19 protein-coding genes are annotated in these 21,245 nt (G+C 61.3%); 13 read left to right on the forward strand and 6 right to left on the reverse strand.

The window, feature by feature from the left end; genetic code table 11:
* The first annotated feature begins 69 nt into the window (after positions 1-69).
* The 4 genes from AAC029_RS10380 to AAC029_RS10395 all read left to right on the forward strand — a co-directional run bounded on the left by AAC029_RS10380 (position 70) and on the right by AAC029_RS10395 (position 3,230).
* On the forward strand, positions 70-543 hold the full coding sequence (locus AAC029_RS10380; RefSeq protein ID WP_339747225.1) for a peroxiredoxin: 474 nt from the start codon (positions 70-72) through the stop codon (positions 541-543).
* Positions 544-569: 26 nt separating this feature from the next.
* Entirely contained in the window at positions 570-1,385 is an 816-nt protein-coding gene (locus AAC029_RS10385) for a ferritin-like domain-containing protein (protein WP_339747227.1), read from the forward strand.
* 83 nt (positions 1,386-1,468) lie between these two features.
* Entirely contained in the window at positions 1,469-2,704 is a 1,236-nt protein-coding gene (locus AAC029_RS10390) for a peptidoglycan DD-metalloendopeptidase family protein (RefSeq protein WP_339747230.1), read from the forward strand.
* Positions 2,705-2,765: 61 nt separating this feature from the next.
* A complete protein-coding gene (locus AAC029_RS10395; protein WP_339747233.1) occupies positions 2,766-3,230 on the forward strand; it encodes a polymer-forming cytoskeletal protein in 465 nt (154 codons plus the stop codon).
* A 101-nt stretch (positions 3,231-3,331) separates the two neighbouring features.
* Here the strand turns inward: AAC029_RS10395 and prfB are convergent.
* From prfB to AAC029_RS10410, 3 genes are all read right to left on the reverse strand, one after another.
* Positions 3,332-4,460, reverse strand: a protein-coding gene (prfB, locus tag AAC029_RS10400; RefSeq protein ID WP_339747235.1) for a peptide chain release factor 2 whose coding sequence is annotated in 2 segments (ribosomal slippage) — positions 3,332-4,390 and positions 4,392-4,460 — 1,128 coding nt in all. Because the reading frame shifts where the segments join, the coding sequence is not laid out codon by codon here.
* A gap of 100 nt (positions 4,461-4,560) precedes the next feature.
* Positions 4,561-7,053 carry a penicillin-binding protein 1A gene (locus AAC029_RS10405; protein WP_339747237.1) on the reverse strand — a complete coding sequence of 831 codons (2,493 nt, stop codon included), beginning with the start codon at positions 7,051-7,053 and terminating at the stop codon, positions 4,561-4,563.
* 92 nt (positions 7,054-7,145) lie between these two features.
* Positions 7,146-8,357, reverse strand: coding sequence for an N-acetylmuramoyl-L-alanine amidase (locus AAC029_RS10410; protein ID WP_339747239.1), 1,212 nt, complete (start codon positions 8,355-8,357; stop codon positions 7,146-7,148).
* A 486-nt stretch (positions 8,358-8,843) separates the two neighbouring features.
* Between AAC029_RS10410 and AAC029_RS10415 the strand changes: the two genes are divergently transcribed.
* The 8 genes from AAC029_RS10415 to AAC029_RS10450 all read left to right on the forward strand — a co-directional run bounded on the left by AAC029_RS10415 (position 8,844) and on the right by AAC029_RS10450 (position 16,555).
* Positions 8,844-11,600 carry a ribonuclease E/G gene (locus AAC029_RS10415; protein ID WP_339747241.1) on the forward strand — a complete coding sequence of 919 codons (2,757 nt, stop codon included), beginning with the start codon at positions 8,844-8,846 and terminating at the stop codon, positions 11,598-11,600.
* A gap of 114 nt (positions 11,601-11,714) precedes the next feature.
* A complete protein-coding gene (locus tag AAC029_RS10420) occupies positions 11,715-13,076 on the forward strand; it encodes a M48 family metalloprotease (RefSeq protein ID WP_339747243.1) in 1,362 nt (453 codons plus the stop codon).
* Positions 13,077-13,079: 3 nt separating this feature from the next.
* A complete protein-coding gene (locus AAC029_RS10425; protein WP_339747245.1) occupies positions 13,080-14,261 on the forward strand; it encodes a GNAT family N-acetyltransferase in 1,182 nt (393 codons plus the stop codon).
* Positions 14,261-14,689: a hypothetical protein gene (locus tag AAC029_RS10430; RefSeq protein WP_339747247.1), complete on the forward strand. Its 429-nt coding sequence runs from the start codon at positions 14,261-14,263 to the stop codon at positions 14,687-14,689. The genes AAC029_RS10425 and AAC029_RS10430 overlap by 1 nt, the downstream gene beginning before the upstream one ends.
* Positions 14,690-14,942: 253 nt before the next feature.
* Entirely contained in the window at positions 14,943-15,341 is a 399-nt protein-coding gene (locus AAC029_RS10435) for a hypothetical protein (RefSeq protein ID WP_339747249.1), read from the forward strand.
* Positions 15,334-15,759 (forward strand): type II toxin-antitoxin system VapC family toxin, encoded by a 426-nt coding sequence (locus AAC029_RS10440; RefSeq protein ID WP_339747251.1) that lies wholly within the window; start codon positions 15,334-15,336, stop codon positions 15,757-15,759. The genes AAC029_RS10435 and AAC029_RS10440 overlap by 8 nt, the downstream gene beginning before the upstream one ends.
* Before the next feature lie 55 nt (positions 15,760-15,814).
* Positions 15,815-16,246: an HIT family protein gene (locus AAC029_RS10445; protein WP_339747253.1), complete on the forward strand. Its 432-nt coding sequence runs from the start codon at positions 15,815-15,817 to the stop codon at positions 16,244-16,246.
* Positions 16,247-16,330: 84 nt separating this feature from the next.
* Complete coding sequence (locus AAC029_RS10450) at positions 16,331-16,555, forward strand: hypothetical protein (RefSeq protein ID WP_339747255.1); 225 nt, start codon at positions 16,331-16,333, stop codon at positions 16,553-16,555.
* A 21-nt stretch (positions 16,556-16,576) separates the two neighbouring features.
* On the opposite strand, the gene recQ is transcribed toward AAC029_RS10450, so the two are convergent.
* From recQ to AAC029_RS10465, 3 genes are all read right to left on the reverse strand, one after another.
* Positions 16,577-18,400: a DNA helicase RecQ gene (gene recQ, locus AAC029_RS10455; RefSeq protein ID WP_339747257.1), complete on the reverse strand. Its 1,824-nt coding sequence runs from the start codon at positions 18,398-18,400 to the stop codon at positions 16,577-16,579.
* A gap of 72 nt (positions 18,401-18,472) precedes the next feature.
* Positions 18,473-18,994 (reverse strand): transposase, encoded by a 522-nt coding sequence (locus AAC029_RS10460; protein WP_339747259.1) that lies wholly within the window; start codon positions 18,992-18,994, stop codon positions 18,473-18,475.
* 104 nt (positions 18,995-19,098) lie between these two features.
* Positions 19,099-19,920 carry a DUF2306 domain-containing protein gene (locus tag AAC029_RS10465; protein WP_339747261.1) on the reverse strand — a complete coding sequence of 274 codons (822 nt, stop codon included), beginning with the start codon at positions 19,918-19,920 and terminating at the stop codon, positions 19,099-19,101.
* Between the two features lie 210 nt (positions 19,921-20,130).
* Between AAC029_RS10465 and AAC029_RS10470 the strand changes: the two genes are divergently transcribed.
* Entirely contained in the window at positions 20,131-21,234 is a 1,104-nt protein-coding gene (locus AAC029_RS10470; RefSeq protein WP_339747263.1) for an AraC family transcriptional regulator, read from the forward strand.
* Positions 21,235-21,245: the final 11 nt, after the last annotated feature.

Below are 21,245 nucleotides of genomic sequence, written 5' to 3' on the forward strand. Positions count from 1 at the left end.
GCGGACGGCAGGACGCGCACACTGGGAGACAGCGAAATCGACCGTCCAAGGGGCGGCAGAAAGGGACAGATGAGCGATCTCAAGACAGGCGACCTGGCTCCACATTTCCGGCTCGCCACCGATGGCGGCGGCGAAATTGATCTGGGCGAGTTACGCGGCAAAACGGTTATTCTCTATTTCTATCCCAAGGATGACACCCCGGGCTGCACAACACAGGCCATTGAATTCTCCAAGGCAAGCGCCGAGTTCGGTCAAGCCGGCGCGACGATCATCGGCGTGTCCAAGGATAACGTAAAAAAGCATGACAAATTCAAGGCCAAGCATGAATTAACCGTCACGCTCGCCTCCGACGAGGATGGTAGCACGGTTGAAGCCTATGGCTCATGGGTGCTGAAAAAACTCTACGGCCGGGAATATATGGGGATTGACCGCTCGACCTTCCTGATTGGACCCGATGGTCGCCTCAACCGGATATGGCACAAGGTGAAGGTCAAAGGGCATGTCGATGAAGTCCTCGCCGCCACACAGGGCCTGGCAAAGTGAACCATCCGCCCGGCGATTTACGCCAAATGGCGATTGCAGTCCTGCAAACCGCCGAACCCCGCGCAAAGGCTGCGGCGGCGCGCGCGCTTTATCGCAGCGCCCAAGCTGGCACGCCGGGCTGGCCGCACCCTTGGCCGACGGCAGATTTACCGGCGGCGCCGGCCCGACCTGCCCGGCCACAGCTGGTCGCGCCGGGTCGGACGGCCCGCCGACGCCTGAGTTCGGTGGAAGGCCGTACCGCTCTGCTGCACGCCATCGCGCATATCGAGTTCAATGCGATTGATCTGGCCATCGACATGGCCGTGCGGTTTGGCGGCGACCCGTCGCTTGGCGAGGCGGAGCGAACGGCTTTTCTCACCGATTGGATCGCTGTCGGGGACGACGAGGCGCGGCATTTCGTCCTGATCGCCGATCGGCTGGAAGACCTCGGAACCGCCTATGGCGATCTGCCTGCACATGACGGGCTTTGGGACGCCGCCCGGGCAACGGGGCACGACCTGGCTGCGCGCCTGGCAATTGCGCCACTGGTGCTCGAAGCGCGCGGCCTTGACGTCACGCCCGGCATGATCGACCGGTTGAATTCTGCCGGGGACACCATCAGTGCCGGGATTCTCAAAGTAATTTACAGCGATGAGATCGGCCATGTCGCCACCGGAATGCGCTGGTTCCAACATGTCTGTTCCATCGCTGGCGATGCCCCCGCAGACCGCTATCATCGCCTTGTACAACAGTATTATCGGGGTAGTTTAAAACCACCATTCAACATTGAAGCCCGCGACCGCGCGGCGTTTCCGTCGGAATATTATCTGCCGCTGGCTGCGACCGGCGCACCACTTGCATAAACAGGAGTTGAAAACTGACGATCTTTTGTGTCACATGCCCGACTTGGGCACCGGGGCAAGCGGAAGTCTGGGCAAAGTAACGCATGTTATCAAGACTCAAACTCGCTGTGTGGGGCACAGCTCAACGTTGGTTTCCGGACCGGCAGATCTACCATCGCAGCGATGGTCAGGTTCGCTATTTCGCGATTTCCACCGCTGTTCAGATCAGCGCGCTTCTGAGCGCTGCGGTTCTGGCGTGCTGGCTCTGCTACTCCACTGTCTCCGTCGCTTTTCACGGCCAGGCCCTCGCGGCCAAGGACGCCGAGATCCAGCGCGAGCGGATCAATCTCAACCGTATGGTTGCCGAAGCGCAGGCCAGTGAGGCCACCGCCTATTCATTTATGGAATCGCGGATGGAAGAGTTCGATCGCGCCGCCTACGAATTCCAGATGCGCCACGAGACTCTCAGCCAGTTGGTTGAATTTGCTGAACAGCTGAGCGGCAATGAGATGACCCCCTCGCCGGCTCTCGATAATGACCGCGTCCTGATGGCGGCGACGCCGGCCGACCCGACCCCGCGCATGGCGCGTGATCCTTTGATCAATGTCGCGGCGATGTCTGATTCTCCAGAAGACCAGATTTCCTATCTGATGGGCGAGCAGGACAATGTGCTGGCCGAGGCTGAAGACGTTACCGAAGCACGGCTGGAGAACCTGCGGGCGGTGCTGCGGTTGACCGGACTGGATATCGATCATGTCGTCGCCAATGGCCATAATGGCGAAGAACAAGGCGGCCCTTTCATTCCGATCAGCGACACGCAATTATTCTCGAACGGCTCTCATGTTGAACCCGAATTTTCCTCACGCATCAGCCGGGTTGCCGCGCGCATGCTTGAAGTGGAAGAACTGGAACGCTTCATCGAGACCGGACCGCTCGGTATTCCGGTGTCTGTTCCCTATCGTCGCACCAGCCGCTTCGGCGTACGCCTCGATCCGTTCACCCGGCGGCCAACAGGACACCGCGGCGTCGATTTCGCGGCCTATCGTGGCGCGCCCATTGTCGCGACCGGACCGGGCCGGGTTGTTTACGCAGGCTGGCGGAACGGGTTTGGTCGCACGGTCGAGATTGATCACGGTTATGGCTTCATGACACGTTATGGTCATATGAATGCCATCGTTGTGAGACGTGGTGATACTGTCGAACGTGGACAACAAGTCGGCGAAATGGGCACAACGGGGCGCAGTACGGGCACACATGTGCATTATGAAATCTGGTATGAAGGATCAGCGATCGATCCTGACCGCCTATTGAGGGCCGGACAATATGTTCAACAAGGGTAATAAAGACCTTTCACCATCCGATTCGATGTCACAATCGAGCGCGCCGACCAAGAGGACTGCCATGAAATCCAGAGCCCCATCCATCCTCTCGGGTGATCTTGTACTCACCGGATCGATCGTTTCCGAAGGCGAAGTTCAGCTCGACGGCACCGTTGAAGGTGATATTCGCGCCGGATCCCTGATCATTGGCGAAGACGCCGTTGTGACCGGCGAAGTTTATGCTGAAACCGTCGTCATCCGCGGCAAAGTCTCCGGCAGCGTCCGCGCCCGTCAAGTCCAACTGGCTGCGACCGCCCGCATCGAAGGCGATATCGTCCACGCGGCCCTGTCGGTCGAGAGCGGCGCCTTTTTCGATGGCCATTGCCGCCACTCCACCGATCCGCTGGCCGAAAAGAGCGGGACTTCCGCTTCAACGGCTTCAAGCGCCCCGAAAATGGACAATCGCCCACCGGCACCGCCGGCCAACAAGCCCGCCTCGGTCAGCTCAATCGAGCCACCCTTGGCTGCGAGCAAACCCAGCCTCTAGCCGAGCGACAATTGCCAACAAAAAAGCCGGTACGCCTTGGGCGCGCCGGCTTTTCTTTGTCTTGTAGTCGAGGCCGTCGCGTTGCGCGTGCCTGAACGGTATCAGTCGTCGGTCTCGTCACCGCCGACGCGCGCGGCAAGCGCGGCGGCCATGAACTGGTCGAGATCGCCATCGAGCACCCCACCGGTATCAGAAGTCTCGACGTTGGTGCGTAGATCCTTGACCATCTGATAGGGCTGCAACACGTAGGAGCGGATCTGATGGCCCCAGCCAATCTCGCTCTTGCTGTCGGCGAGCGCCTGGGCCTCTGCCTCGCGCCGCTGCAGTTCGATCTCATAGACCCGGGCCCGCAGCATGTCCCAAGCGCGCGACCGGTTCTTGTGCTGGGACCGGTCATTCTGGCACTGGACCACGACGGGCTTGTCCTCACCGGGCATGTCATAGGTCAGGCGCACGGCAGAATCTGTCTTGTTGATGTGCTGACCGCCCGCGCCAGAGGCACGATAAGTGTCAGTGCGCACCTTGGATTCATCGATATCGACTTCAATCGCGTCATCGATCTGCGGATAGACACCGACCGAGGAAAAACTGGTGTGGCGGCGGGCGCTGGAATCGAATGGCGATATCCGCACCAAACGGTGCACGCCGGTTTCCGTCTTCAGCCAGCCATACGCATTCACGCCCTGTACGAGGATCGTTGTTGATTTCAGGCCAGCCTCTTCGCCGGCCTGTTCTTCCATGATCTCAACCTTGTAGCCATGCGCATTGGCCCAGCGCGCATACATCCGCGCCAGCATGGCGGCCCAATCCTGGCTTTCCGTGCCACCGGCACCGGAATGGATTTCGACGAAGGCGTCATTGGCGTCGGCCTCGCCAGAGAGCAGCGTTTCCAATTGCGCGCGGCGCATGCGTTCGGCGAGACTGTTCAGGCCTGCGACGGCCTCCTCGACCATCTCGGCATCATCTTCCATCTCGGCTAGCTCGATCATCTCAACGCCGTCGGAGAGTTCCCGTTCGGCCGCGATGATCGTGTTGATCGCATTCTCAAGCCGAGTGCGCTCGCGCATCAACTCCTGGGCCTTGACGGGATTATTCCAGAAATCGGGGTGTTCGGAACGGGCGTTCAGCTCATCCAGGCGCTTTTGAGATGTATCCCAGTCAAAGACGCCTCCTCAGCAGGCCTACGGCCTGCTGGATTTCATCGGACAGGTTCTGGATGTCAGTGCGCATGAGGCAAAGGGCCTTCCTGAAACGACGGGGCAAAGCATGGAGTTAAAGGGCGTAAGCCGGTCCGGCAAGCCAAACTGTGCAGAACGCCCTATGCACAGGCTCAGTAAAGTCCGCCCAGATCGTCTTCCTCGTCATCCTCACCAGAATCGTCTTCGGTCGCGGCGTCGAGCTGGGACATCGGATCATCGCTGACCGAATTGCGCGCGAAACTGAGGCCGCTTTCATCCTCTCGCGATTGCCGAGTCGGTTCGGTGCCGGGGCGGAAAGCTTCCAGGATCACGCCAGACTGCCCAAGGATCCCCGGCTGGCCCGTTGTATGATCAATGGGGACCAGGCGAACGCCGGGCGGCACGCGGAAGGGCGCGACCGGATAACTCTCGAGCGCCTCAGCGAGGAAGTCACGTACGATCGGCGCAGCAACCCGGCCACCGGATTCGCCCGATCCAAGTTGATAGGGCGTGTCGAAGCCAACATAGGCACCAACAACGAGATCGGGACCAAAGCCGACAAACCAAGCGTCACGGAAATCATTCGTAGTGCCGGTCTTGCCGCCAAGCGGCCGTCCGAGCGAGCGCAGCGCCCGGCCGGTTCCGCGCTCAACTACGCCCTCAAGCAGGTGCACGACCTGATAAGCCGTCACCGGGCTGAGGACTTCGACACCCGTTTCCGGGAAGACCGGTTCGGGCAGGCCCGTATGCCAGTCGGTCGTGTCGCAGAGTTCGCAATCAAGCTGTTCATGCGCGAAAATGGTGTGACCAAATCGGTCCTGAACCCGGTCGAGCAGCGTCGGTTCAACCCGGCGTCCGCCATTGACCAGCGTGGAATAGGCCGAGACCAGGCGGTAGAGCGTCGTTTCGCCGGAGCCGAGCGCCATCGCCAACACCGGCTCAAGCTCGTCATATATCCCGAAGCGAACGCCGTAATCGACAATCGGACCCATGCCCATTTCCTGGGCGAGCCGCACGGTCATGACATTACGCGACAATTCGAGGCCGAGCCGCAGCGTGGACATGCCATAATAGCGCTCGGAATAGTTCTGCGGCATGTAAAACCGCTCTTCCGGCCCGCCCGACGCTACGAAAGGCGCGTCCAGGATCAGGCTGGCGGGCGTGTAGCCATTATCAAGCGCCGCCGCATAGACGAAGGGCTTGAAGGATGAGCCTGGCTGGCGCCGCGCCTGGGTCGCCCGATTGAACTGGCTCATCTGGAAACTATATCCGCCAACCATCGCCAGTACGCGGCCGGTATGCGGGTCCATGGCAAGGATGCCGCCATTGATCGCCGGCACCTGACGCAGCGCGAACTGCCCGTCTGTGTCGGGCAAGGCCTGCACGATAATGACATCGCCGGGGCTGAGCACCGCGCTGGCGCGGCTGATCGTCGGGCCCATGGCGCCATCGGTCAGGGTCTGTCGTGCCCAGGTCAGTTCGGACAAGGGGATGACGCCCTCTTCGCCATTGAGCAAGCCAATACGGGCCTGGTCGTTATCACTCGCCAGCACTGTGGCGGGCACCCAGCCCTCATCCATGTCACGCGGGACATCGACTGCGGCCAAGCGCTCGGCCCAGCCATCGCCGGTCTCAATCTGGGTCAGCGCACCATGATAGCCATGACGGCGGTCATAGGCTTCCAGCCCGTTGCGCAAGGCCCGACGTGCCGCGAGCTGCATCGTCGTATCCAGTGTTGTGCGGATCGACAGGCCGCCGCTGTAGAGCTCTTCATCGCCATACATCGAGAAGACTTCGCGCCGGACATTCTCAACGAAATACTCTGCCGCCGTATAGGTGGCGCCGGACAGCCGATCTGCGGTCGTGAGTGGCCGGGCAGCCGCTTCACTGGCTTCAGCCTCGGTGACATAGCCATTGGCGGCCATGCGCGAGAGCACCCAATTGCGCCGGTTGACGGCAGCCTCGGGATGGCGCTCGGGATGGAACAGGGCCGGCCCGTTCACGACGGCGGCCAGATAAGCGGTTTCTTCCAGCGACAGCTCATCGATTGATTTGCCGAAATAATTCAACGCGGCGGCGGCAATGCCATAGGAGCGGCGGCCGAAGTAGATTTCATTCAGGTAGAGCTCAAGGATCTGGTCCTTGGTGAAGGCGCGCTCAATGCGGCGCGTCAGCACCATTTCCTGGACTTTGCGCTCAAGACGCTGCTCACTCGAGAGCAGGAAATTCTTGGCTACCTGCTGGGTGATCGTCGAGGCGCCTTCAAGGTTTTCACCGCGCATGACGTGACCAATATTGGCGAACATCGCGCGCAATATGCCGCGAAAATCCAACCCGCCATGATCGTAGAAATTTTTGTCCTCGGCCGAAATGAAGGCGTGGACAACGTTTTGCGGAATATTGCCGATTGGCACAAACACGCGGTGCTCGCGGGCATATTCCGCAATCAGCAGGCCATCGCCAGCGTGAACGCGGCTCATGATCGCTGGCTCGTATTCGGCCAATTGCTGGTAATCGGGCAGATCGTCGGTGACGCGGACGACGTAGATCGCGACGGTGATGAAACCGGCCACGGCCAAGACTGCAGCCGCGATACTGCCCCACAAGGCGGCCCGCAAGACATTACGCAAAGTGAAAATCTTCATTACGCCCTCTGGACCCAAGCCCCACCGGTCCTGCCGCAAGACCACGACACCACGGCGGCATTATGGCCGTAGCTGAATGCTGTGGAAAGCTCTCAACGGGCGGGAATTCCAGCGAAGCGCTGCTGCTCCGCTTCGCCATCATCGCCGCGCCCGGCGAAATAGGCATCGACTCCCTGCTGCACCGCTGCCATCTGGCGCCGCCGCGCGGCCGCGGAATTCAAATTGGCCTCGTCGGTGGAATTGCTCAGAAAGCCCATTTCCAGCAAGACGGCCGGAACCCGGCTGTCGAGCAAAACATAGAAATTTTCCTGACGGTGCGGGTTGGTCAGCAACCGACCGCTGGCGCTGAGATGCTGCAGCAGGACATCGGCAAAGGCGGAGGACTGGTTGCGCTTCTCGCGCAATTCCAGCGAGACCAGGATATTATTGACATCGGCTTGGCGCGAACGGTCAGCACCCTGCATCGCCCGGTCGCGGGCCCGATTCTCAGCCCGGTCGTTGAGCGTATAAACCGCCGCACCCTGGGCGTTCGGATTGGTCGGCACCGAATCGGCATGGATCGACAGGAAAAGGTCGGCCCGCACATCGGCGGCGACCTGGACGCGCTGCTGCAAAGTCAGGAAGACATCGGTATCGCGGGTCAGCACCACGTCATAACGACCGGTGTTTTCCAATTGCCGGCGCAGCTCGCGCGCAGCCTCAAGGGTCACATCGCGTTCATTCGTCCCGTTACGGCCCGAAGCGCCCGGATCATGGCCACCATGACCCGCATCAATCACGATCACACGACGATCACGGGCGGGCGGCGTGTAGACCGCCTCAACGCGCTCGGCGATCAGGGATTCAAGCCCACCCGTACGCTCAAAACCTGATGCCGAACTGAATGCGGCGGGATTGGCGGGGTCGAGATCTACGACGAGGCGGTAATTTCCACCGGCGCTGGCCGGGTCGAGCACGAATTGCGACACGATGATCGCCGGGTCTTCCAGTTCAAACACGACGCGCGATGTGGTGGCGGAATTGTTGAAGAAACGAAACGCGTCGATCAGGCCATAACCAAGCCCCTCGCCGGCTTCCAAGCCTCTGACAGCCCAAGCCGATGCCGGCAGATCAACCACCAGGCGATCAGACGGGCCCTCAAGGGTGAAGGCGCGAAAATCTGCCGGTTCGGAAGTTTCGATCACAATCCGCGTGCGCCCACCCTCGACACCAAAGCGAACATCGCGGACCTGCTGGTCCGCGAACGCGCCCGATGAGAGCAGAATTACGCCCACAATTGCCGAAATAAACCGTTGAACTTGCATAGCCACACCATCGCACATGCCGTGATTCTGTCCACGGCTTTTGACGTACAATAGTTCATGGAGCTTGACGTTTGGTTGATGGAACCGCGCATTCCCCAGTTATTTTTGCGACCGTCACAAAAGCTTTCCATCGCGATCCGAATGTTGCATGTTGAAACGGCCTTGGCAGATGTTCGACTTCAACCGGAGTTGCGATGCTTTGCCAGGCGCGAAGAGGCCGCGTCCGATCCGGACGTGCCGACACGCTCATTCTTTCGCTGCGGGACAGATATCTGATTACCCGTGGCCCCGACCGCCGCGCCCCGCCCGCATGGACCCCCATGGCCAGGGCGCGTTTTTGGAAACAGCCGACTCGTGAGGCTAGCCTGATGCTGACATCTTTGCTGACAGGCCAAAGCTCACCGTTCGCGCCCCCGCCGCTCCTGATCTCTGCGCCCTTCCTTCCGGAAGCCCGCGGTCAGGATGTGCGCGCAGGAGACACCTTTTATGTCAAAGAAAATGTTGATCGATGCAGGTCACCCGGAAGAGACCCGCGTCGTCGTAGTCGATGGAACCAAAGTTGAGGACTTCGATTTTGAGGCTGCCGCACGCCGACCGATTCGCGGCAATATCTATCTCGCAAAAGTCACGCGGGTAGAGCCCTCACTCCAGGCCGCCTTCGTCGAATACGGCGGCAATCGCCATGGATTCCTCGCCTTCAACGAGATCCATCCCGACTATTATCAGATCCCCTATGAGGATCGCGCTGCACTCGCCGCCGAGGAAGCGACCGCCGTCCATGCCGAGGCTGAAGCCGAACCGGAACCGGTTAGCGAAGCCGAGCCTTTGGAGGTCGACGAATCCGGCGAGCCAATCGAGCCCGCCGAGCGTTTCGGCGACGAGGATGGCGACGACGACGAAGTCGAGGAAGAGAAAGCCGCCCGTCGCAGCCGGCAGCTCTATCGCAAATACAAAATCCAGGAAGTCGTCAAACGACGCCAGATCCTGCTGGTCCAAGTGGCCAAGGAAGAACGCGGCAATAAGGGCGCAGCGCTAACGACCTATCTGTCGCTGGCCGGTCGTTATTGCGTGCTGATGCCGAATACGCCGCGCGGTGGTGGCATTTCACGCAAGATTGCCAATGTGGCCGATCGCAAGCGCCTGAAGTCCGTCGTCAGTGAACTCGACCTGCCCAAGGGCATTGGCCTGATCATCCGCACCGCCGGTGCCTCGCGGACCAAGATCGAAATTCGCCGCGATGCCGATTATCTGTTGCGCTTGTGGGAGAATATCCGCGAGCTGACGCTGAAATCCGTCGCTCCGGCGCTGATCTATGAGGAAGGCAATCTCGTCAAACGCGCGATTCGCGACCTTTATGACAAGGATATCGACGGGGTACTGGTCGAGGGCGAGGCCGCCTATAAGGAAGCCAAGGCCTTCATGCGCATGCTGATGCCGAGTCACGCCAAGAAGGTTCAGCACTACAACGAGATTGTGCCCCTCTTCCTGCAGCACCAGGTCGAGCCCCAGCTTGAGGCGATCTATTCGCCTATCGCAGCGCTTAAATCGGGTGGCTATATCGTCATCAACCCGACCGAAGCTCTGGTCTCGATCGACGTCAATTCCGGCCGCTCGACGCGAGAACGCAATATCGAGACGACCGCCGTCAAGACCAATATCGAAGCCGCCCATGAAGCGGCCCGCCAGATGCGACTGCGCGACCTGGCCGGCCTGATCGTGATCGACTTCATCGACATGGATGAGTCGAAGAACGTTCGCGCCGTCGAGAAGGTGATGAAGGACGCGCTCAAGCGCGACCGGGCTCGCCTGCAGATGGGCCGCATCTCCCAATTCGGCCTGATGGAGATCTCCCGTCAACGCCGCCGCACCAGCCTGATCGAAGGCTCCACCGAGATTTGTCCGCATTGTAAGGGCAGCGGTCATATCCGTTCGGTGGAATCGAGCGCACTCGTCGCCCTGCGTGGGCTTGAAAAAGAGGGCATGCGCGGCCGCGCCAAACGGGTTCGTATTTCGCTACCGACGGCGATCGCCATCTACATGCTCAACGAAAAGCGCGACCATCTCTTGGTGATCGAGCAGCGCTTCCAGATGAATATTTCAGTCGCCTCTGACGATGAGATCATCGCGCCGGAATTCGTGATCGAAGCGCTCGAATTGCGCGCGCCGGGCGAAGAGTTCGTGATTCCGCGGCAAGTTGCGGTGGTTGATCCTGAGGATCACGCCGACGAGCTCGTCATGGACGATGAAGACGACGAGCTAGAGACCGTCGAAGAAGAGAAGGCCGATCGCGGTCGGTCCAGATCCCGCTCAAACCGTGAGCCGGCCCCTGCCCGGGACGCCGCCGATGCGAGCGCAGATGGCGAGACATCTGAAGATGGCACCCGCCGTCGCCGCCGCCGGCGCCGCCGCAAGGGTTCCTCCGAGGAGGGCACAGGAGAAAGCATCGCCACGACGGAAGCACTCGACCCTGCGGCCGAGACTGACGACACGGGCTCGGACGAGTCCGACAGTGGTGAAGCCACACCCGACGCCACAACCGGTGAGGACGGCGATTCACCGCGCCGCCGCCGCCGTCGCGGCCGTCGTGGTGGACGTTCGCGTCGCCGCACCGAAGGCCAGACGGCCGAGGGCCAGGATGGCGAAAACCAGCCCGCCTCAGCCGACTCTGGCGTTGCGGGTGACGCCACGCCAATCGAAGCCGGCACCGATGCCCCTGCGCCAGCAGCTGCTGCTGGCGAAGCGGACAGCGCCGAAAAGCCTGTGCGCAAGCGGGCCCCTCGCCGTCGCAAGACAGCGGGCGACGCGACTCAACCTGCCGAAACGGCCAGTAGTGCCGTTGATGCGCCTGCCACGACCGAGGCAGCCATTCCCGGTCTCGAAGCCACAGCCGATGAGGCGCCCAAGCGCCGGACCCGGCGTCCGCGCAAGACGGCTGAAGCCAGTGCTGAGGCCGCAACGCCTGTTGCCGCAGCGGAGACCGAAGCTGCGAAGCCAAAGCCACGAACGCGCCGTAAAAAGGCCGAAGTCGAAGCCGAAACTCCAATCGTGGCCCCGACGCCGGACGTTGCAGCTGAAAAGCCTGCGCCGAAACGCAAACGGGCAGCACCGGCGAAAGCTGCCGCTGAACCGGCTGCAGCGCCCGCCACTGAACCAGCTCCGGCTGCCGCCACGACGGCTGATGCCGAGCCTGCCAAGCCAAGCAAGCGCGGCTGGTGGAACCGGACCGGGCTGTTCGGCAAATAATATGGCCGCTGGGCCGGGCGTCTTGAACGTCCGGCCCACCCGGCTCTATGATTGGGTGCAGCTCCGATCCGGGGTGGCATCATCCCGAAGCGGGGGCTGAGGAGTGGAAGCTAAATGCGACCTCTGAGATCCATCGTTACGGCCTGCTTGGCATCCGTCGCCCTGATCGCGCCGGCCTCGGCCCAGTCGCTGATCCGCGACACCGAGATCGAACACATGTTACGCGAATATGCCGACCCGCTGCTCACCGCAGCCGGACTGGTGCCCGCCGATGTGCATCTCTACATCATCGCCGATCCCTCGATTAACGCCTTCGTGTCGGGCGGGCAGAATATCTTTTTGCACACCGGCACGATTGTCGAAGCTGAAACGCCCAACCAACTCAAAGGCGTAATCGCGCACGAGACGGGTCATATCGCCGGTGCGCATCTGGCGCGGGTCAATGACGGGATCAGCGCGGCACAAGTGCCAGTCTTCGTTTCGCTCGGACTTGGCCTGCTCGCCGCCTTTGCCGGCGAAGGCGGAGCAGCCGGGGCGCTGATGGCGTCTAGCCAGCAATTCGGCGCCCTCTCCTTCATGACTTATAGCCGCGCCCAGGAAGCCTCCGCCGATCAGGCAGCGCTACAATATCTGGAGACCAGCGGGCAGTCAGCGGAAGGTCTGGTCGAGTTTTTCGAGCGCTTTCGTTACCAGGAAGTGATGTCGAACGCGCGCCGCTTCCCGTATTTCCGCTCGCACCCACTCTCATCGGAACGCATTTCGATTCTGCGTGATAATGCCGACTCCGCCGCACATGCGAATGTCGACGACTCGCCGGAGGAGATTGCCGAGCTGCAGCGTCTGCAGGGTAAGATCTACGGCTTCCTGACTGAACCTGAATTCGTACTCTACCGTTATCCACTCACTGACCAGTCATTGCCTGCCCGTTATGCCCGCGCTGTTGCTTACTTCCGCGTTGCGCGTCTGGACGATGCCCGGGTGGAAATCGAGAGCCTGATCGCGGAAGAACCCAACAATCCATATTTCCAGGAACTCTACGGCCAGATGCTGTTTGAGACCGGTCATATCCGGGAATCCATCCCCTATCATGCCCGCTCGGTCGAACTGGAACCGACGGCGCCGCTCTTGCGGCTCAATCTGGCCATCGCCCAGATCGCCGCCGACGATGACAGCCTGCTCGAGCAGGCCAAGGATAATCTCAAGGTCGCGCTCGATATCGAGCCGGACAATTCCTTCGCTTGGTATCAACTCTCGATCGTGCATGAACGCGAAGGCGATACCGCCCTGGCCCAACTCGCCGTGGCGGAACAAGCCTACGCGGTCGGCGACGGCAATCGGGCGATGATGTTCGCTGGGCGGGCGCGCGCCTCGCTGGACCAGGGCACTCCAGCCTGGATGCGGGCGACCGAGATTGAAAGCGTTGCCGCACCACTGGCCGCTCAACAGCGACGCCAGCGACGCCTCACTTCGCACTGAATCATGGACGGCACCGAACCGGAAAGCTCCGGCGATGCAGCGCCCTCACTCACACTGGCGGCGGTCGAGGGCCTGACGCAAATTGCTCAGAGCGAGTGGGATGCCATCGCCAATCCTGACGGCGCAGAGTCTGACCCATTTTTGAGTTGGAATTTCCTACAGGCGCTGGAGGAAAGTGGCTGCGTCGGCGGCGAGACCGGCTGGATGCCCCATCACCTCACGGCGCGCGATGAGGCGGGCGGGCTCCGCGGCGCCTTGCCCCTCTATCTCAAATTCCATAGCCAGGGCGAATATGTCTTCGACCATGGCTGGGCGGAGGGTTTCGAACGCGCGGGCGGGCGCTATTATCCCAAACTTCTCACGGCCGTGCCCTTCACCCCGGTGACAGGACGCCGCATTCTCGCCCCCGACGCGCCGGTCCGCCGCGCCTTGATCGGCGGCATGATCGAGGCGGCACGCCAATGGGGCGTCTCAAGCTGGCATGTAAATTTCCCGACGCCCGGCGAATGGGCCGATCTGGGAGAAGCCGAACTGTTACAGCGCATCGATCGCCAATTCGTCTGGCATAATCGCGGCTATGGAAGTTATGACGACTTCCTCGCCGATCTGTCCTCGCGCAAACGCAAGGCCCTGCGCAAGGAACGGGCCTCAGCCCAAGCCGGGCTGGAGATTGAACACCTCACCGGCGCCGACCTGCGGGTTGAACATTGGGACGCCTTCTTCGCCTGTTATCAGGACACCGGAGCGCGCAAATGGGGCCGCCCCTATCTCAATCGCGTCTTCTTCGAGCTGATCCATCAGCGCATGGCCGACCAGGTTCTGCTGGTGCTCGCGAAGCGGGACGGCCGCTACATCGCCGCCGCGCTCAATTTCCTCGGCTCTCATGCCCTCTATGGCCGATATTGGGGCTTGCTGGAGGACCACCCTCACCTGCATTTCGAACTCTGCTATCACCAGGCGATCGATGTCGCGATCGCGCTCAAGCTCGATCGCGTTGAAGCGGGTGCCCAAGGGGAACACAAGCTGGCACGGGGCTATCGCCCGCAACCGGTTTATTCCGCCCACTGGATCGCCCATGAAGGCTTTCGCCACGCTATCGCCGACTATCTTGAGCACGAACGCCCGGCCATGCTCGCCGACATCGCATTGCTTGATGAAAAGAGTCCCTATAATATCTCTGATTGATGAGCGCACCAACCACACCCCTTGCAGTCCATTCTCACGGCCACGCCATTGTTGTGGCAAACGCCCTGCATGCCGCCGGCATTCCAGCGACCATCGTCAGCAGTAATTTCGACAGCGCCTATCCGGGCGTCGATCAGGGAACCACCCGGCCTCGCATCCTGGTGCCGCCGGCACACGAAGCCGAGGCGAGAGCGATCATCGCGCTAGCCCAAACCGTCGCCAATGAGCCGCTTTACCCCTGCCCCCACTGCGGTGGCGAGACGACCGTCAAGACACGGCCATTATTGAGCGCGCTGCGACTGGTGCTGTCAGGGCAATTTTCGCAAGTCTTCAGCCAACCCCGTTATTGCGGCGCTTGCGACCATTATGAATCGCCTCGCTCCGAGCCGTTCACGGCCGAGGAATTGGGTTACCCGCCGATTCGCTAGTCTGGCACCTGATCGCCTGCCACGCCCCCCACGATCCCCACGATCCCATCCCTCAGTTCCGCGCGTCTACCCAGCCTCGGGTATAGAGGGTCGACCAACTCTCTCCGCCCGCGGCGCTTCCGATCTAGCGCTTCTCGGCGATGAAAGCCTGGTCGGGATCGATCAAGAAACGCCCGTCAAACCCGATCCGCTTGACTCAAAATAGGTAGTAGTTATACATAGTACCTATTCAAAATCTACAAAGGTCGAGCCGATGAAGTACACTCCACTCGAACATCACCTGCAAGCTCAAACCCTCAACCATATCGAGCTTCGTTTCTGCGACATTGAACGAATCATAGGCGCCACACTACCCCCTTCGGCGCGCCGTCACCGGGCATGGTGGAGCAATAATCCAAGCAACAGTGTTGCTACCTATGCCTGGTTGAATGCCGGCTATCGTTCGGCGCAAGTGGACATGGCTGGTGAGCGTCTGGTGTTCGAGCGCCGAGGCACCGCCACGCCGACCTCCCTCTCCGAGCCAGCCCGAACGCCCTATCGCGCCGCCGGGGCGGCGAGTCTTTATGGTCAGTTTCGCGGAGTGTTCAAATTTGTAGACGGGACGGCTTTGAGCGCCCCGACCGGTGAATGCTGGGCTGCCGATCATGAGTGAAGCAAACCCGGCCCTACTTCTCGATACCTGTGCCGTGATCTGGATCAGTAATGGCGACCCGATCAGCACTGAGGCGCTCGACTGCCTGAAAGCGGCAGAAGCCAGGCCGGGTTCAGTGTGGATCTCCACCATCTCGGCCTGGGAGGTGGCGACTCTGGTTGCGCGTGACCGGCTCTCGCTCTCCATGCCAGTGGGCGCATGGTTTGAGGCCCTGACCAGCCTGCCCCAGATTACGATCGCGCCTCTGAGACCCGACCTCCTGATCAACTCGACCGGATTGCCGGGCCAACCCCCGGCGGACCCGGCCGACCGGATGATTATCGCCACGGCGCGTCAGCACGGCCTGACCATTCTCACGCGCGACCGGGAAATTCTCGGCTATGCGGCACGCGGGCATGTCAGCGCGATGGCATGCTGAGGCTGGCCTTCCACCGCCGCCTCCCCTAGATTTCGTCCCAACACGGAGACACGCCATGAGCCTCGACGGCCCCTATGATCCGGACAATATTTTCGCGAAAATCCTGCGCGGCGAATTGCCCTGTGTGAAAGTCTATGAGGATGAGAGCGTTCTGGCTTTCATGGACATCTTCCCGCAGGCACCCGGCCATGTTCTGGTGGTTCCCAAGGAAGCGGCGCGCAATGCGCTGGAGATGTCCGATGACGGCCTTGCGGCGGCGATGCTGCGCGTCAAGCGGATCGGCAAGGCCGTGAAGGCGGCGCTGGCACCGGACGGGATTATGATTGCCCAACTCAATGGGGCGCCAGCGGGCCAGACCGTGTTCCATGTCCATTTCCACATCATCCCGCGCAGCGACGGCGCACAACTCGGCATGCATGCTGGCGGCAAGGCCGATATGGACGCGTTGACGGCCCAGGCGAAGAAGATTGCCTCGTTTCTGGACTAGGCGATTCCGGCCCAGCCGTCAGAGCACAAACAGGCATGGCGTGCGAAGCTCAAATCAGGAATACTGCGGCAGCTGAAGACGGGAATGACCATGCTTCAATTCCTCGCAGATATCGTGAAACCGGTCTTGACGATCGTGGTGACGATCGTCCTCATCCTCATCCTGGCGTCGGTCTTTTCGCCGGAGTTTGATGTCTGGATCCAGGACCATCTGCCGGTCTGGGAAAAACTCGAACCGGTGATCGAGACGATCCGCGAATGGCTCGGCATTGCCCGCGAAGAAACACCCTGGTGGCAATTCTGGCATTAGGACGAGCGCCGCGGGGACACACTATAGTGTGTCCCCATACACCGCCCCATGCTCCCGGATCGCGGCCAAAAAGGCCTCGCCAAACTCGCTCAATTTCTTCGGTCCGACACCGGTAACGGCGGCCATCTGCTCGAGATTACCCGGCTTGAGATGGCACATATCGATCAGCGTCGCATCGGCGAAGATGATATAGGCGGGAACATTACGTTCGGCGGCGATCTCACGGCGTAAGCCCTTGAGCGCGGCCAGTAAACCGGCATCGACATCGGCCTCGGCGGCCTTGCTGGCGGCGCTGCGGCGCGGCTTCTTTTCACCCTTGCCGGGAATGAATTCGCGCAGCTCGAACGTCTCGCTGCCCTTGAGCACGGCCTCGCCGCGCGGCGTCAGCTTGAGGCCGCCATACTGGTCGATATCGACCACAAGATAGCCACCCGCCACCGCCTGACGGATCACGCCTTGCCAGAAGGGTTTGGGCCGCTCCTTGCCGACGCCATAGGTGGGCAGAGCATCATGGCCGCGCGCGCGGACCCGGTCGGTATCGCCGCCCCTGAGCACATCGATGATGTGACCAGCGCCAAACACCTGGCCAGTGCGGACAATGGCGGAGAACAGCATTTGCGCCTCGCGCGTCCCGTCCAGCAAGACCGGAGGGTCGAGGCAGATATCGCAATTGCCGCAAGCCTGTGAGCCCGGCTCGCCGAAATAGGACAACAGGGTGATGCGCCGGCACTGGGTCGCTTCACAATAGGAGAGCAGCGCATCAAGACGCTGATGCTCGCGCCGCTTATGACCATCATCCTCGCCATCTCCATCGATGAAACGCCGGCGCAGGCTGGCGTCTCCGAGACCATAGAGCATCATCGCATCGGCCGGCGCACCATCGCGGCCAGCGCGGCCGATCTCCTGGTAATAGGCCTCCATCGAGCCGGGCATATTGAGGTGGAAGACATAGCGGATATCGGGCTTGTCGATTCCCATGCCGAAAGCGATTGTCGCGACCATGATCACGGCGTCCTCGGCCATGAATATCTCCTGGTTCTCACGCCGCTGCTCCGGTGGCATGCCGGCATGGTAGGACAGAGCGCGATAGCCCTCGCCCTGCAGCATCGCGGCGACTTCCTCGGTCAGCTTGCGCGACAGGCAATAGACGATACCCGATTGTTCTCGCCGCTCGGCGAGAAAGCCGAGCAATTGCGGTTTCCACTGGTTCTTGGGCAGAACGGCGAGGTTGAGATTGGGGCGATCAAAGCCGCGCACCACGGTATCGCCCTGACCGCCAAACAGCTTCTCCGCGATATCGGTGCGCGTCGCGCTGTCCGCGGTGGCGGTGAAGGCCGCCAGCGTCGCCTTGGGGAAATGGTGCTTGAGCTGGGAGAGTTGCTCATATTCCGGCCGGAAGCTGGCGCCCCATTTGGAAATGCAATGCGCCTCATCGACCACAAACAGGCCGGGATTGACTGGCTTGAGCGCATCGAGCATCCGGCCCGTCATCAGCCGTTCCGGCGAGAGATACAGAAGCTTCGCCTCGCCCGCCTGAAATGCCCGCCAGGCCGCGACATTATCCTCACGGCTACGCCCGGAATGGATCGCCGCCGCCGTCACGCCATTGGCCGCCAGCCCGGCGATCTGGTCATCCATCAGCGCCACAAGCGGCGAGACAATGATCGAAGGCCGCTCCAGCATCAAAGCCGGCACCTGATAGCACAGCGATTTACCCGCCCCGGTCGGCATCACGCACAGGGTGTGCGTCCCGGCGAGCAAGCGCTCGACGATCGGTAGCTGGCCCGGCCGGAATTCGGGAAAGCCGAACACGGAATGGAGAATGGATTGCGGGGATGGGGTCATGGAGATGGCGAAATTCCAGCGATGGCGAAGATGGGGACACACTATAGTGTGTCCCCTTGCACTGCCTCCCGTTCATTCATCGCCGCGCAGGTAGGCCGCCCAGCTTCGCGTTCGCGACAACATCGCCGAAACGCAGGTCAAGCGATCGTCCCGGCCAGCGAGATGGGCCCTTGCGCTCGACCAGGGCCAGTCCTCGGCACGGCTGACAAGGCCGGATCGGACGGGATTGAGCTCGATATAACGCGCCGCGACATAGAGGTGTTCATCATCCATCGGCGTTGATTTGAATCGGCCTTGCCAGAGATAGCCTTGCCAGCCTTCGCGGGCATTGACCCGGGCCGTATAACGCTGATGCGTCCGCGCGACGGCTTTGGTCAAGCCGTCCGTATCGGACGGAACCAGGACCAAGTGGACGTGATTGGGCATCAGGCACCAAGCCCAACACACGATCCCAAACTCGTCGAATGCCTCGCGCGCCAGCTCGATATAGCTGCGGTAGTCGGCGGGATCAAAGAAGGTTCTCTGCCGCCGATTGCCGCGCTGAATAATGTGATGAGCGCAGCCAGGATAGATGGTGCGAGGCGCTCTGGGCATCGCTCCATTTTACGAGTAATTATGCAAAACACAACTTATATGATGTGAACCAGCGTTCGACCGGAGGGCGCTGATGGGGACACACTATAGTGTGTCCCCACTCATCACATATGCGGGCTCCACATGAACATCCAGGCGCCAAATATGCCGATCGCCGTCACGACGGTGCTGAGAAGCATGAGGCCGGTCACCATCCATTTGGCACCCGCTTTTCGGCTGTCGCAGGTGCGCATGTAAATCTCCAGCACGGCGAGCGGCAGCAGGTAGCAGAGGAAGGAGATGGAGATGTCGAAGGGGCCGTCGAGATTCTCGCCGACACCAACGGGGCCTTGCATCACGATGATCCAGGCCATGAAGCCGAGCCGGTAGAACCAGACGGCGTTAACGAGGATATAGAGCCGCATGGCCCAGCGGCGATGCCGGTCGATCTGACGCTTCATCGCGAAATTCAGCGCGATGGCCGAGGCGACGAGGATCAGGATGCCGTCAATGCTCAGGCCGATCGAGCCGATCTCGCTGAGACGGGCGCCGCGGCCCCAGACCATCCACAATCCACCCACGGCCATGAACACCGAAATGGTCATGAAGATGCGGCCATTCCAGCGGTGCAAAACGGGCACGTGGCGGCGTATGGCCGGGATGAGTTGAAAACTCCCGCCCACCGTCACCACGGCGGCGAGAAGGACGTGGGCGGCGAACATGAAATTGCCGAATGCGTCGCCCGCGCTGAATCCCATGATCAACCCGGTATCGTCCCAGGCGGCATAATCGCCCGCGGCGGTCGTCACCCCGTAGGCAACAGCGATATACGCCACAAACAGCCATTGGCCGGTCAGGGCGACCAAAAACCAGAGAATTCCCGATGATTTCAAGGCCAACTGCGCAGCGCGGGGCTGCGGCGCAAGCGGCGTTTTGGTGTCACTCATACGCGTATTTCCTCAAACTTGGCGCCCGGCGACGGCCAGGCGGCGCGGCTGCAATTGAGTCTCGCCCACCAGCCTTGCCGCCCGGTCGCCCAGCCGTCCCGCCGATTTGGAAATCGACCGGTATTTCTCAATTCAGAACGTGTAAGATGCTTGATCGGCGCCGCCAGCCGGTGTCTTTTTTGCAAGGGGCGAAGTTTAGAGGGACTGAGCATGGATGATTTCACGCTGACAGTGCGCGTCCTGATCGTCGCGATTGCCGCCATCTGGATCGGCATAACCCTGCAACGCGAGACGCGGACGACGCTGGATTGGGCCTGGAGTTTTCTCTGCCTGGCGGTGGGCGGCATGGCGCTGCGCGGCCTGATCAGCCCCGACAACCAGCTGGCCATTGCCGTCCTGTCTGTGTTTGCCGCCGGCGGCTGCGGTGCGGCTTGGCTTGTCTCGCGCGCGGTTTTCCGGAGCGGGGCCGCGATCCGCTGGCCCCACCTCCTTCTGGTCTCCATCATCATCCTGCCATCGCTGTTCGACCGCCTATTGATGGCGGGAGACAGTGCCGCCGTGCTGGGCGATGCGGGGTTACACGCACTGCGGGAGAGCCTGGGCACGGCGCAGTCGCTCACCAGCTCCACAGTTCTGGTGCTGGCCTTCTGGGAAGCGCTGAACGGTTGGCGCGCTGACCAGCCCATCCGCGAACGCAATCTGCGTCTCGCCTATGCCGGTGTCTATGTCAGCTGCCTGGCTGCCAGCCTGTTGTGGGCGGATAATATCGAGGGGCCGGTTGCGGTTTTGATCCCGCTGTTGGCCGCCCTGACCATTCTGGCGCTTGGCAGCGCGACCATTATTTACCGGCACCGGTTTCCATTGCCCGCCCCGGCATCCGTCTGGGCCGTTCGGGCGGCAAGAATGCCGCGTCCAGAGCCGACCGCCGAGGAGACGAGGCTCGGCCGCCTGATCGAGCGAACGCTGCAGGAGGACCGGGTCTATCTCGATCCCGAGTTGAAGGTCGCCGAACTGGCAAAACGGCTCGGCGAACCGGAATACAAGATCAGCCGGGCCATTACCGGGCCGCTCGGACGTGCCAATTTCAACCAGCTGGTCAATAGCTACCGCGTATCTCACGCCGCCCGGCTGTTGGCAGATCCGGACCGGATCGAGCAACCGATTCTCGACATCGCGCTCGAAAGCGGCTTTGCCTCGCTGGGCCCGTTCAACCGGGCCTTCAAGGACAGCGAGCAAATGACACCGCGCGAGTATCGCCGGGACCGGTCAGGCGGAACGCACAACGTTCCGGGCGACCTGATCAATTTCGGTTGAGCTCAACTCAA

It is taken from the genome of uncultured Maricaulis sp. (assembly GCF_963975345.1).
In the GTDB taxonomy this organism is placed as follows: domain Bacteria; phylum Pseudomonadota; class Alphaproteobacteria; order Caulobacterales; family Maricaulaceae; genus Maricaulis.